At 74.5% G+C, this 13,417-nt stretch carries 11 protein-coding genes; 3 read left to right on the top strand and 8 right to left on the bottom strand.

The window, feature by feature from the left end; genetic code table 11:
- Positions 1-90 precede the first annotated feature (90 nt).
- The 3 genes from EIY87_RS18905 to EIY87_RS18895 are packed head-to-tail and all read right to left on the bottom strand — an operon-like array spanning position 91 to position 2,379.
- Entirely contained in the window at positions 91-393 is a 303-nt protein-coding gene (locus EIY87_RS18905) for a DUF3024 domain-containing protein (RefSeq protein WP_125309667.1), read from the bottom strand.
- Positions 394-416: 23 nt separating this feature from the next.
- Positions 417-968 (bottom strand): AAA family ATPase, encoded by a 552-nt coding sequence (locus EIY87_RS18900; RefSeq protein WP_158641309.1) that lies wholly within the window; start codon positions 966-968, stop codon positions 417-419.
- A gap of 10 nt (positions 969-978) precedes the next feature.
- Positions 979-2,379 (bottom strand): 3'-5' exonuclease, encoded by a 1,401-nt coding sequence (locus tag EIY87_RS18895; protein ID WP_125309663.1) that lies wholly within the window; start codon positions 2,377-2,379, stop codon positions 979-981.
- 192 nt (positions 2,380-2,571) lie between these two features.
- On the opposite strand from EIY87_RS18895, the gene EIY87_RS18890 reads away from it, so the two are divergent.
- Positions 2,572-3,360, top strand: coding sequence for a thermonuclease family protein (locus tag EIY87_RS18890; RefSeq protein WP_125309661.1), 789 nt, complete (start codon positions 2,572-2,574; stop codon positions 3,358-3,360).
- A gap of 14 nt (positions 3,361-3,374) precedes the next feature.
- Positions 3,375-5,633, top strand: a complete 2,259-nt coding sequence (locus tag EIY87_RS18885; RefSeq protein WP_125309659.1) for a helicase-associated domain-containing protein — start codon at positions 3,375-3,377, stop codon at positions 5,631-5,633.
- Here EIY87_RS18885 and EIY87_RS18880 read toward each other — a convergent pair.
- Both EIY87_RS18880 and EIY87_RS18875 read right to left on the bottom strand, forming a co-directional pair.
- The gene (locus EIY87_RS18880; protein WP_125309657.1) at positions 5,603-6,241 is read right to left on the bottom strand and encodes a class F sortase; all 639 of its coding nucleotides are present in this window, start codon (positions 6,239-6,241) and stop codon (positions 5,603-5,605) included. The genes EIY87_RS18885 and EIY87_RS18880 overlap by 31 nt on opposite strands.
- Complete coding sequence (locus EIY87_RS18875; protein WP_125309655.1) at positions 6,238-6,735, bottom strand: excalibur calcium-binding domain-containing protein; 498 nt, start codon at positions 6,733-6,735, stop codon at positions 6,238-6,240. The genes EIY87_RS18880 and EIY87_RS18875 overlap by 4 nt, the downstream gene beginning before the upstream one ends.
- A gap of 207 nt (positions 6,736-6,942) precedes the next feature.
- On the opposite strand from EIY87_RS18875, the gene EIY87_RS18870 reads away from it, so the two are divergent.
- A complete protein-coding gene (locus EIY87_RS18870; RefSeq protein WP_125309653.1) occupies positions 6,943-7,569 on the top strand; it encodes a response regulator in 627 nt (208 codons plus the stop codon).
- A gap of 208 nt (positions 7,570-7,777) precedes the next feature.
- On the opposite strand, the gene EIY87_RS18865 is transcribed toward EIY87_RS18870, so the two are convergent.
- From EIY87_RS18865 to cydB, 3 genes are all read right to left on the bottom strand, one after another.
- A complete protein-coding gene (locus EIY87_RS18865; protein WP_125309651.1) occupies positions 7,778-8,992 on the bottom strand; it encodes a GAF domain-containing sensor histidine kinase in 1,215 nt (404 codons plus the stop codon).
- Between the two features lie 38 nt (positions 8,993-9,030).
- Entirely contained in the window at positions 9,031-12,204 is a 3,174-nt protein-coding gene (cydC, locus tag EIY87_RS18860; protein WP_125309649.1) for a thiol reductant ABC exporter subunit CydC, read from the bottom strand.
- A 107-nt stretch (positions 12,205-12,311) separates the two neighbouring features.
- Positions 12,312-13,319: a cytochrome d ubiquinol oxidase subunit II gene (gene cydB / locus EIY87_RS18855; protein WP_125309647.1), complete on the bottom strand. Its 1,008-nt coding sequence runs from the start codon at positions 13,317-13,319 to the stop codon at positions 12,312-12,314.
- Positions 13,320-13,417 lie beyond the last annotated feature (98 nt).

Below are 13,417 nucleotides of genomic sequence, written 5' to 3'. Positions count from 1 at the left end.
GCTGCACTTCTACAATCACCATCGACCCCACAGTGCAACCGGCGGCAAACCGCCGGTCACCCGACTGACCAACCTGCCTGGACATCACACCTAGCCCCGCTCGCAGTGCCGTTCGATTTCGGCCAGCAACGGCGGGGGCGTGCTGGCGACGGGCGCGTCCGGGTGCGCCAGCCACTCCCCGTCCGGGTCGGCCCAGAACACCGACCAGATCCCGAATTCGTCGACGCGCAGCTGCGCGATCTCCCGCTCGGCCCCGTCCCGCAGCTCGAAGATGGTGACGGCCCGCCCCCGCGTGCGGCACTCGACCCGCAGCCGGTCACGCAGGTGTTCGGGCACGCGCCGGGCACACCAGCGCTCGATCTGCCGCAGCGCGAATTCCGGGATGCCCGCCATGCTGACCAGTGAACCGGACCGCCTCACCGCCCGCGCAGGTGGGCGACCACGGCGTCATAGGTCTCCTCGGGCGCCCGCCCGCCGGTTTCGACGACGACGCACCCGGGCCGCTGCGGCAGGTAGGCGGTGAGCTGGTCGTGGATCCGCTCGACCATGGCGGTGCCACCCCGCTCGTTCACGACGTCGTCGACCCCCTTGGTCGCGGCGTCCCCCTGCGCGGCCCGCGCGGCGAACCGCGCCGTGGCGACCGGCTTCCCGGCGGTGAGCAGGATTTCCCGGTACTCGGCCCCGCATTCCACGGCGACGCGCTCGAAGGCCTCGACGTCGACAACACGGGTGGCGAGCTGCGGCATCACGACGTCGTGCCCGGTCTTCAGGTGCGTCTCCGCCATGGCCCGGGTCAGCAGCTGGGCGGCCCGGAAGGTCTCGAAGAAGGTCTCCCGCCACCCCCCGATGAGGCAGACGACCCGATCGGTGTCGAGGTTCAGCACCCCGGGATGCCGCTCGGCGTAGACCTGCGCGATCGTGGACTTCCCGATCCCGGACGGCCCGTTCAGGTGGATCAGCTTCGGCACCACCCCGACGTTAGCGCGGCGCGGGCTCGGCGAGCCACCAGCCGCCGAGCAGGGCACCGACTCCCAGGACGGCGACGAAGATCCCGGCCGCCAGCGGTGTCCCCGCGAACATGCCGACGACGATGAAGAACATCAGCAGCAGCCCGACGCCCATCAGGATCCGCCCGCCGACGAGCTTCGGCGTCCGGGTCGCGGCCGCGACCGGTCGCGCGGGCGCGGGCGGTGGTGGCGGCGGCTCGAAGCCGAGCGCGACCGGTGCCGACTGGACGTCGAGCACGACCGCGCCCAGCTCGCCGGCTCTGGTCAGGCGCGGTTCGTTCGCGGGCACGGTCGGGTCGGCGACGAGGTGCGTCACGCTCGCGGTCAGCTTCTTGGCCAGCTGCACGCCTTCCGCCAGCACCCGGGCGCGCAGCCGGTCGGCCGCCGCGGTGGTGCCGAGGACGAGCACGCGGGCCGGTTTGCCACCGGCCGTCGGCTGGAGGTCGCCGGCGGCCGCGACGCCGAGCGCGGTCGCCACCTGCCGCAGTTCACGGGCCTCCGCGGCGGTCACCACGCCGTCCCGTTCCGCGACTTCGCGCAGCGCCACCACGAACCGCTCGTGCGTCGAGCGCACGCGGTCGGCCGGCCACCCGGCTTCGGCCGCCAGCTCGGCCAGCGCCGACACCTCGTCCGGCGCCAGGTGCCGGTCGGCGACGACGCCGGCGAGCAGGTCCAGGTAGGCGTCGCCGCCCGCGCCGATCGCCACCCGCTCGACGGCCTCGGCCATCCACCCCGGTTCGGCGACCGGGACGTCGGCGCGCGGGCGCAGCGGGCCGATGGCGAACCGCGGCAGCGCCGGCAGGACGGGCGGCGCGGCGAACGTGAAGCCGTGGCGGCCGAAGAGGCTGACGGCGAGCTGCGCGACGGTGCGCGCGCCGGACAACGCCGTTCGCCCCGGCCGGGCCGCGATCCCGAAGGCGGGTGCGACGGTGGCCAGCCGGTGGTTGGGCAGCCGGACGGCGGTCTGCGCGGCGGCCAGCGTGTCCACGCCGGGCAGCACCGGCACCCGGGCGCCGAGCCGGGCGGCCTCGTGGCCCAGGAACGAAGCGGCGAACGGCAGGTCGTGCGCCACGACGACGCTGCCGCGGCACAGGTTCAGCAGCGATCCCAGCGCCGCGCCGAACGTCGGCGCGCCGTCGAGGTCGGCGCGCGTGATGCCGTGCAGGAGGACCGGGCCGGGCGGCACGCCGGGTCCGGGGTCGACCAGTGTCGACAGCTCGCCGACGACGGCGCCGTCGGCGCGGACCCGGACCGCGGCCAGCTCGACGACGTGCCCCGGCCGCAGCCCGGTCGTGCGGATGTCCAGCGCGGTGAAGTCGGTGCCCTGCGCGGGATGTCCGCCGGCGCCGAGCAGCGGGAGGGATTCGATCACGCCCCGCTGGTCGTTTTCCCGGCCGGCGTTGTCACAGCTTTTCGGTGTGGGCGCGCGGTTCGTGACGAGATCGTGACGGCAACATTCCGCCCGATAACGACTGGTGGTCGATCACGGGCCCGGGCGTAACAACGGCGGGAGGTTTCCCGAGTACACCGTCGGCACCCCGCGTCGAAGAACAGGGAATCCCCGATGAAGCGCTTTCCGAACTGGCTGAAGATCGTCTTGGCCGCCTTCGGCGTCCTGTTCGTGCTCGGCGCGATCTTCGGCGAGGCACCGGAGCCGGAGCCGGTCGTGGCGGCCGCTCCGGCGTCGTCCACACCCCCGCCGGCCAGCACGGCTTCGACGACGGCACCGGCCGCGGTCACCTACACCGTCAGCGCGGTGACCGACGGGACCACCGTCGTCGTCAACGGCAGCGACGGCACCACGAAAACGGTGCGCGTGCTCGGCGTCGTCGCCCCGCTCGCCGGCACCGGCTGCTACGCGACGGAATCGCTGAACTGGGCGGTCACGACGCTTTCCGGCAAAGCCGTGACGCTCGGCGCGGAAACCGCGCGGGGCATCGCGGTGACCCTCGCCGACGGCCGGGATTACGCCGCTCTCGCGATCCAGCTGGGATACCTGAAGTACGCCGCGGACGCGACGCTGCCCGCGCTCGCCGCTGCCGAATCCGCAGCGAAGCAGGCGACCACCGGCCTGTGGGGCCCGCCGTGCAACGGCACCATCGACGCCCCGGCGCCCACGACGGCGGTCCAGCCGGTGGCCCCGCCCCCGCCCGCGACGACCAAGGCGGCCCCGAAGCCGCCGCCCGTCGTGCGGACCACCGAAGAGCCGCCGGCCCCCGAACCGGACCACAGCGCCTACTACGCGAACTGCGCCGCCGCGAAGGCCGCCGGCGCCGCCCCGCTGCACCGCGGCGAACCGGGTTACCGGTCCGCCCTCGATCGCGACGGCGACGGCGTGGCCTGCGAACGGTGATCTAACCTGGTCCGATGACCACCGCCGGGGAACTGCTCGGCAGGCTCGTCGGCCTGGACCGGGACGAGCTGGCCAAGGTGCTGGCCCACCGGCCGGACGTGCTCGCGGAGCCGTGGCCGCGCCGGCTCGACGTCGTCGCCGCGCGGCTCGCGGCGCCCGAATCCGTCGACGAAGCGCTGCTCGGGTTGTCCACACCGCAGGCGCAGGTGCTGCGCGCCGTCCAGTTGTGCGACGCGCTGAGCCAGGCGCCGGTCCCGCTGGGCGACGTCGGCGAGCTGCTCGGGGGCGCCGCCGTCGAGTCCTTTGTGGACGAACTCGCCGAGCGCGCCCTGCTGTGGTGTGAAGCCGGCGAAGTCGTGCTGCCGGAAGTGCTGCAGCGCCACAGCTTCCGTGCCGAAGGGCTCGGCCAGCCCGTGGCCGACCTGCTCGCGGAGCTCACCACCATCCAGCGGGCGCACCTGGCCCGCAACCTGGGGGTGGCGCCCAAGGACCTCGTCCGGCACTTCCGCGACGGCGACCGCGTCCGGGAGCTGTTCGCCACCGCGCCCGAGCCGACGCGGAAGGTGTTGCGGGACATGGCCGACGGCGTTCCCGAGGTCGATGGCATGCCGCCGCTCGGCTGGGCGCTCGACCACGGTTTCCTGTTCGGCACCTACTACGGCGGCACCGCGATGCCGATCGAGGTCGCGCTCGCCCTGCGTGGTCCGGACCACCGGCTGCCGTTCACGCCCGCGGAGCCGGAGTGCGCCGTCGCGCACGTCGGGACCGAGGCGGGCGAGGCCACTTCGTCGGCCGCCGCGCTGCGGTTGCTGGACCGCGTTTCGGCGATCCTCGAGCTCGCCGCCGCCGAGCCGCTCCCGCTGCTCAAGGACGGCACGATCGGGACCCGGCTGGTCAAGAAGGTCGCCAAGGACATCGGGGCGACGCCGGCCGAGGTCGAGCTGGCCATCGACCTCGCGGCGCAGGCGGGGCTGCTGCTCGCCGACGAGCCGCCGGTCCCCCGCCGCGGCCACAAGGCGCCGCCGCCCACGCTCGCGCCGGACCCGGACCTCGCGCGGCCGGCGCCGGCGTTGCTGTACCGCCTGCTGCTGACGACCTGGTGGAACCCGGTACCGCCCGAGCACGGGACGGACGTCGACGCGTTCGTCCGGCGGCTGCTCGTGCGGTTGCTGGCGCGCCTCGAACCCGGGACGGCGGTCACCGGCGACCTGACGTCCCTCGCCGCGTGGCACGCGCCGCTGCTGCCGACCGACGACCTCGCCGCGCACGTCGCCACCGCGGTCGCCGAGGGCGAGCTGCTCGGCGTCTTCGCGCACGGCGCGGTCACCGCCGCCGGGCGCGCGTTGCTGTCGGGCGACCAGCTCGTCGAGGTCACCGACGCGCTCGTCGCCCGCGCGCGGACGACGGCGTTGTTCGGCACCGACCTGACGGCGATCGTGCCCGGCTCGCCCGACGCCCGGCTGGCCGCGCTGCTCGACCGCGCCGCCGACCGCGAAGCCCAGGGCACCGCGACGAGCTGGCGGTTCTCGCCCGCGTCCGTCCGGCGCGCGTTCGACCAGGGCGCGACGGCCGCCGAGCTGCTCGACGACCTCGGTGCGATCGCCGCGGGCGAGCTGCCGCAGCCGCTGGTGTACCTGGTCAACGACGTCGCGCGGCGGCACGGCGAGGCGCAGGTGATCGACGTCGCGAGCGTCGTCGTCGGGGAACCCGCCGTGCTGGCCGAACTCGCCGCGCACCGCAAGCTCGCCAAGCTCGGCCTGCGGTCCGTGGCGCCGACCGTGCTGACGTCCACTGTGGACGCGACCGGCACGCTCGAAGCGTTGCGGGAAGCCGGTTACGCGCCGACCCGCCACGCCGCCGACGGCTCCATCGTGCTGCCCGCGCGCGAGCAACCCGAACCGACGGCCGTCCTCCGCGACGCCGATCCCGGCGACCTCCCGCCCGATCCCGCCGACCACGCCGAGCGGTTGCTGGCGGCCCCGGCGAGCGGTCCGGCGCTGCTGCGCGGCCAGCTCGCCCGCGCGATGAGCGACCGGTACGCGGGCCGGCTCACGCCGAAGCAGCAACAGCTCTGCTGGCAGCTCGAAGCCGGGATCCCGGTGGACGTCGTGTACCGCGCGGACGGCGCCGAGCCCGCGCGGCTGGTGATCGCCTACCCCGAACTGGACGGCGACGTCCTCGACGTCTGGTCGCTCGGCGACCGCGCCTACCGGCGGCTCGAGTTGGCGCGGATCGACCTGGCTCAGACCTCGACCGCGCTCAGCCGGGCGTAGACGACGACGTTGTCGAGGTAGTTGCCGCTCGCCCGGTCGAACGCCCCGCCGCAGGTGATCAGCCGCAGCTCGGGATCGGGCGTGTCGCCGTACACCCGGTCGGTCGGGAACTCGGCCTTCGCGTAGCGGTCGACGCGGTAGACGGTGAAGACCGCGATCCGGCCGTCGGCGCGGCCGACCCTGGCCTGCTCGCCCGGGCGCAGCTCCTTGAGCCGGGAGAACGCGCCGGGCACGTGCTTGTAGTCGACGTGCCCGGCCAGCACCGCCGGGCCGGTCTCGCCGGGCGACGGCGCGCCGGTGAACCAGCCGACGGTCGTGGCGTCGGGTGGGACCTCGAGCGCGCCGTCCGCGGTCAGCCCGAGGTCCTCGATCCGGTCGGCCCGGACCCCGATCGCCGGGATGCTCAACGACGCCGGTTTCGCCGCCGGAAGGACGCCGGCGGTCGCCTGGCTGCTCGAGGTGACCGTGGCGGCCGGGACGGCCGGGCTCGGCGGGCCGACCGGCTCCGCCGCCCGCGGCGACAGGACGAGGACGAGCGCCACGGCCAGTACGACGCCGAGCGCCGCGGCGACCGCCGTGACCGCGGGCCACAGGCGCGGGTGCCTCAACTCGGGCGCCGGCGCAGGTAGAGCACCATGCCGCCGGACACCGCCGCGGCGACGACGGCACCGCTGAGCAGCAGCAGGCCGGGGACCTCGGCGTCGGGTTCGCCGCCGCCGGTGGCCACGCCGCCGACCGGCTTGACCTTGACCTGGGTGCCCGTGCCGGCGGGCTTCTTGGTGGTGGTCTTCGGGGCGGGCTGGGTCCGGGTCGTCGTGGCGGTGGGCCGTTCGGACGTCGGCGCGGGGGCGGTGGTGCTCTGCCGCGGGCGGTGCGGCAGGGATTCGCAGGCGATGCCGTCTTTGTCGTCGTCGAGGTGGTTCGGGTCTCCCGGGGTCGCGTCCAGGACGGCTTGCGCATCTTCCTGGTACTGGAAATCGCCGCAGTCGACGTCGGCCGCGAGCGGGGTCGCGAGCTGCGCGGAGGCGAAGGGCACGGGACCGAGGATGGCGAGTCCGGCGACGGCGACGGACGTCGTCAGGGCACGTCGGAACAAGGACAACGGAAGTCCTTTCAGAGGGGGAATCGGTGCGATTGCGTGGTAAGTATCGCGACCTCGCCGACCTTGTTACGGATCATCGCGGTATTTCCGGAATGGCAGCGATCCACCACTGCGCGGAATTCCCGTGATTCTTTCCCGGGCGCAATTCACGTGTGCCGGTGCCGACCGGCCGTCACCCGGCGGCCGGCAACCCCGTAACCTCGGGGTATGCCGATCCAGGTGCTGCTCGTCGACGACCACGAACTGGTCCGCCGCGGGCTCCGCGACCTCCTCGGCGACGAGCCCGACATCGAGGTCGTCGCCGAGGCGAGCAGCGTCGAAGAGGCAATGGCGGTGGCCATGCACGTCGAACCGGAGGTCGCGGTGGTCGACGTCCGCCTCGGCGACGGCGACGGCATCACGCTCTGCCGCGAACTGCGGTCGAAGCCGAACCCGCCGGCCTGCCTGATGCTCACGGCGTTCGACGACGAAGAGGCGATGGTCGGCGCCATCATGGCCGGTGCCGCGGGGTACCTGCTGAAGCAGGTGCGCGGGCAGGACGTCGTGCACGCGGTGCGCGAGGTCGCGGCCGGGCGCTCGCTGCTGGACCCGCTGAGCACCGCGCGGGTGCTGGACAAGATGCGCCACCCGCCGACGGACGAGCTGGCGACGCTGACCGAGCGCGAACGCGACGTGCTCGAGCTGATCGGCCAGGGCCTGTCGAACCGCGAAATCGCCGAGCGGCTGTTCCTCGCGGAGAAGACGGTCAAGAACTACGTCACGTCGGTGCTCGCGAAGCTCGGCATGCAGCGCCGGACGCAGGCCGCCGCCTGGATCGCGCGGCGCGAGAAGTAACACCTCGCTACCGGCGCGTCCGCAATCCGCCGTTCGCTGGCACCTTTTTCGGTTCTCGTCACGTTCCGCCACGCCGCTCGCCGTCGACGTCGTAAGAGATTCACTCGAACGTGAGTCGAATGTGTGTTCGATAAGGCGGTACGATCAATTCGAGGGCGTGGAAGGGAGGCTGGATGACCCGAGAAGGTTGAGTCCGCAGGAGAACCGGTCAGTCGAGTGGGAGGTCGAACGCGACGAGCGTGCCAAGGCTGGGTGAGGAGTTCAGGAAGAACTTCCCGCCCGCGGCGTCCGCGCGTTCGGCGAGATGACGCAGACCGCGGGTGGCGACGCCCTGAGGAACACCGGAACCGTTGTCCCGGACGCGGAGTTTGACACCGTCGGAGTCCCTCGCCAGCGTCACGCGGGTTTCGCTGGCGCCGGAGTGTCTGACCACATTGGACAGTGCTTCGCGCAGGGCGGCCCGGATGTGGTCGGCGCGTTCCGCGGGGATGTCGGCGAATTCGCCGGACAGCTCCAGGGTCGGCGGGTAGCCGAGCAGCTCGCCGGCGATGCGGACCTCGCCGCGCGCCGACTCGGCGAGGTCGGTGGGCGTGCCGGTGTCGTGGCGAGGCTCCGGGGACCGCAGCGCGCGCACGGTGCCGCGGATCTCCTCGATGGTCTGGTCGAGCTGGTCGATCGCGTCCGAGAGGCGGGCCCCGTCGGCCTGGGCGAACCGCTTGCGCATGTTGCGGCGGACCCGGTCGAGCTGCATGCCGGCGCCGTAGAGCCGCTGGACGATGACGTCGTGGAGCTCACGGGCGATGCGCTCCCGTTCCTCGTACAGCGCGACGCGGTGGCGGGCGTTGGCGCCCTCGGCGAGCGCGAGCACGACCCCGGCCTGCGCGGCGAAGGCGACGAGCATCTCGACGGTGCCGGCGGAGAAGGGCTCGCGGCCCCGCTTCCGGTAGACGGTCAGCGCGCCCAGCACCCGGCCCCCTGAGCCGAACGGCGCCGCCGCGAACGGCCCGTAGCCGTGGAGCTCGGCGGGGACGTAGGGCGCGGTGCGCGGATCGACGGTGAAGTCGTCGCTGGCCACGGGCTCCCCACCGCGCGCGACGTGCCCGGCGGCGGAGTCGGCGGGCAGCGCGAGGCCTCGCAAGGACTCCCCGGCCGACTCAGCGGGACTCACCTTCGACGCCGGTTCACCGGCAGGCGCGCGGACGTCGTCCTCGTCGGCCGGGTGCGCCGTCGCGTAGTGCGCGGCCTCGACGACCACGCGGCCGTCGTCGGCGCTCACCATGGCGAGGCCGAGGTCGGCGTCGGCGAGCTCGGCGGCGCGGGCGACGACCGTGTCGAGCACCGCGCCCGGGTCGTCACCGGACAGGGCGGTGCTCGTGATCTCGGTGGCGGCGGACAGTGCCCGCGCGGCAAGCGTCGGATCCATGAGTTCCGTCATTATCGCGCGGCGCAGTGGAGGTGCGATCACGGCACCGGTACCCGGGTCAGGACCCGGCCGTCGCGGACCTCGAGGACCACGTCCGCGTCGGCGGCCTCGTCGGCTCGGTGGGTCACGTGCAGTACGGTGCGGCCGGCCAGGGCTTCGCGCAGGTGGGCGCGGACGGCCTGGGCTGTCGGTTCGTCGAGGTGCGCGGTCGGTTCGTCCAGCAGGACGAGCCCGGCCGCCGGCGCGCCGAGCAGGGCGCGGGCCAGTGCGACGCGCTGGGCCTGCCCGCCGGACAGCCCGCTGCCGCCGCTGCCGAGCGGGGTGGCCGGGTCGACGTCGTCGAGCGCGGCCTGGTGGAGGGCTTGGCGGAGGTCGGCTTCGGTCGCCGTGGGGCGGGCGAGGCGGAGGTTCTCGGCGACCGTCGTGGCCGCGAGCATCGGCTCCTGCGGGGCCCACGCGACCGCGTCCGGGACCGCGACCACGCCGCCGCGCGGCGCGACGAAGCCCAGCAGGGCGGCGACGAGCGTCGACTTGCCGGCGCCGCTCGGGCCGACCACCGCCGCGTACGTGCCCTGGCGCAGGTGCACGTCGACGTCGTGGAGGACGACCGGGCCGTCCGGCCAGCCGAGGTCCGCTCCACGCAGCTCGACGTCCGCGCCGGGGTGCTCGGGGCGAGGCGCCGGGGGCGGTCCGTCGGCGAGACGGCGGCGGGCGCGCTGCAGCGTGTCCCAGTGCTGCGCCACCGGCGGCAGCAGCGCGAGGACCTCCGCCAGCGCGAGCGGGACCAGGGCCAGCAGGGGCGCCAGGACCGGGTCGAGCTGCCCGGACGTGACCGCCGAGGCGGCGAGGGCCGTGCTGACGACCGCGGCCGTCCCGCAGGCCAGCGTCACCAGCGCTTCCGCCGCGCCCGCGCCGAACGCCTGACGACGCGCTTGCGCGGCCAGGCGGGTGTCGGCGTCCGCCAGGGCACGGCGGTGGTCGCGGGCCGTGCCGTAGGCGAGGAGTTCGGCTGCCGCCTCGAACAGGACCAGCACTCGCGAGGCCACGTCGCGGCGGCCGGTCGCCAGCGCCGACGTCGCCCGGCGTTCGGTGCGCAGCGCGACCCACGGCGCGGCCAGCCCGAGGGCCACCGCGGCCGCGAGGGTCAGGCCCGCCGCGGGCAGGACCCACGTCTGGACGGCGATCGCGCCCGCCGCGACCAGCGCCACCACCAGCGGCGGCGACACCACGCGGGGCAGGAGGTCGCGCACGGTGTCGACGTCGGCGACCAGGCGGCGCTGGCCCTCGCCGGCGCGCGGTCCGCGCGCGGGTCCGAGCCGGACCAGCGCGTTCCAGACCCGCACCCGCAGGCGGCCGGCGATGCGGAACGCGGCGTCGTGGGTGACCAGGCGCTCGACGTACCGCAGCCCGGCGCGGCCCAGCCCGAAGGCGCGGACGCCGACGACCGCGACCGTCAGGGTCAGGATCGGCGGCTGCTGCGAGGCCTTGGCGATGAGCCAGCCCGACGTCGCGGTCAGCGCCACCCCGGCCAGCAGCGCCACCGCGCCCAGCACGGCGCCGCCGAACAGGCGGCCGTCGAGGAGCGCGCGCCAGCGAAGCGGCTCGATGACAGCGTCCTTTGTGGACGCTTCGGGAGCCGGGGCGGGGTCGGGAGCCACGTCGACCGCGGACGTGCGCTCGTGGGCCGCGATGACGGCCGCCGCGCCGTTGTCGACCGCGCGCTGGACCGCGTCGAGGACCAGCCGGGCGGTGGCCTCGTCGAGGTGTGCCGTCGGCTCGTCGAGGAGCAGCAGCCAGGCACCTTCGCGCACCCGGACCAGCGCCCGGGCGACGGCGACCCGCTGCCGCTGGCCCAGCGACAGCTTCGCGACCGGGCGGTCGGCGAGCCCGGTCAGGCCGAGTTCGCCGAGCAGCGCGTCGGAGCCGACTTCCTCACGAACCGTTCCCCCGGCGAACACCGGCGCCTGCGGCACCCACGCGACCTGCTCGCGCCACCGCTCGAGGTCGGCGTCGGCGAGGTTCACCGCGCCGACCGCGATTTCGCCGTCGTGCGCCGGGACGAAGCCGAGCAGGGCGGCGAGCGTCGTCGACTTGCCGCCGCCGCTCGGGGCGCGGAGCCAGACCGTCTCGCCCGGGCGGACCGTGAACGTCTCGCCGTCCGGGGCGAAGCCGTCGCGCCGGGCCACCCGGAGCGAAGACACCCGCAGCTCGCCGCGCGACGGGACGGCGGTGCCGGGCGTGGGAGCCGGCGTGGCCAGCAGGTCGGCGACGCGCCGGACCGCTTCGACGCCGTCCTCGCTGCTGTGGAACGCGGCGCCGACCGCGCGCAGCGGCTGGTAGCACTCCGGCGCGAGGATCAGCACGCCGAGCCCGATGGCCAGCGGCAGGTGGCCGCCGGCCAGCCGGACGCCGATGACGACCGCGACCAGGGCCACCGACAGCGTCGCGGCGAGTTCGAGGACGAACGCCGAGGAGAACGCCACCTTCAACGTCTTGAGCGTCGCGCGGCGGTGGCGTTCGGACAGCTGCCGCACGGTCTCGCCCTGGGCGGCCGCGCGGCGGAACGCGGTCAGCACCGGGAGCACGCGCACGAGTTCGAGCAGGCGCTCGGACATCCGGTGCGTCGCGTCGGTCGCGCCGGCGACGCGGCCGGCCGTGTACTTGCCGACGAGGATCGCGAACATCGGCAGCAGCGGCACGGTCAGCGCGATGATCACGCCGGACGGCCAGTCGGCGAACAGGATCGCCGCGCCCGCGCCGAGCGGGACGACGGCCGCCGTCACGAGGGCGGGCAGGTACTCGCGGAAGTAGGCGTCGAGCGCGTCGAGGCCGCGGGTGGTGAGCGCGGTCAGCTCGCCGTGGCCGCGGCGGGCGATCCACTCCGGGCCCAGGCGCAGCGCGTGGTCGACGGCGTGGGCGCGCAGCTCGCGCTGGGCGGTCGCGGCGGCGCGGGCCGAGACCGTGCGCACCGCCCAGCCGGTCAACGCGCGCGTCACGACGAGCGCGAGCAGCGCGGCCAGCTGGGCGGTGCGTCCCCCGGGCCCTGCTCCGACGATCGCCGCGAGGACGTCGGCGAGCAGGAACGCCTGCGCCACCAGCGCGGCGGCGTTGAGGAACGAGAGGAACCCCACCAGGGCCAGCGCCCGGCGCACGGCGGGCACGAGGGCCGGGAGTGCGCCGAGCGGGCCCTTCCCCGGCCGCGCCGAGTCCACTGTGGACTCCGAGGCGAGAAGGGTCGCGCGTCCGGGAGGCTGTAACAACCGGGGCTCCGCCCCGGGCCGGGGGCTCCGCCACCCGGAACCCCCGAAACGATGCTTGGTCATGGTGCGTGCACCGCCGGGATGTGCTGGGTCCCGATCCGCTTGCGGAACACCCAGTACGTCCAGCCCTGGTAGATCAGCACCGCCGGGGCGCCGAAGACGGCGACCCAGGTCATCACGGTCAGCGTGTACGGGCTCGACGCGGTGCCTTCGATGCTCAGCGAGTTCGCGGCGTCGAGGGTCGAGGGCAGCACGTTCGGGAACAGCGACCCGAACAGCACGACGGCGGCCGCGGCGATCAGCACCCCGAGCGCGGCGAACGCCTGGCCGTCGCGGTCCGCGCGCAGCCTGAACCAGGCCACGACCGCGGCCACGGCGGCGACGCCGAACGCGAGCAGCGTCCACAGCGTGCCTTCGCGCCACTGGACGACCGTCAGGAAGGCGACGATCGGCACCATCGCGACCGGCAGCGCGCGAAGCGCCAGGCGACGGGCACGTTCCCGCAGGTCACCGCTGGTCTTCAGGGCCAGGAACGCCGCGCCGTGCGTGATCGAGAAGGCGGCGATCGCGACCGCGCCGAGCAGGGTGTCCCAGCGGAGGGCGGCGAACGCGGAGCCGACGCGGTTGCCGTCGGCGTCCAGGGGCAGGCCGAGCACGGTCGTCGCGAGGACGAGCCCGACGCCCAGCGGCGGGATCCACGAGCCGATCATGATCACGCGGTCCCAGGTGCGGCGCCAGCGGTCGGAGTCGACCTTGCCGCGGTACTCGAAGGCGACGCCGCGGCCGATGAGGGCGAGCAGCAGGAGCAGGAGCGGCAGGTAGGCGGCCGAGAACAGGCTGGCGTACCAGCCGGGGAAGGCCGCGAACATGGCCCCGCCGGCGACGATGAGCCAGACCTCGTTGCCGTCCCAGACCGGTCCGATGGTGTTGACCATGACCCGGCGTTCGGTGTTGTCGCGGGCGAGGACCGGCAGCAGCATGCCGACGCCGAAGTCGAAGCCCTCGAGGAACAGGTAGCCGAGCCAGAAGAAGGCGATGACGACGAACCAGGCGATTTCGAGGGTCATCGGGCCACTCCTCCCACTCGGTCGCCGTGAGTTGTCCACAACCGGCGGAGTTGTCCACAGGCAGGCTGTGGGTAACCCGCGCGGGTGATCACATCGGC

It is taken from the genome of Amycolatopsis eburnea (assembly GCF_003937945.1).
Taxonomy (GTDB): domain Bacteria; phylum Actinomycetota; class Actinomycetes; order Mycobacteriales; family Pseudonocardiaceae; genus Amycolatopsis; species Amycolatopsis eburnea.
Note: the sequence above shows the minus strand (reverse complement) of the source record. Positions and strands in the feature narration are given on the sequence as shown.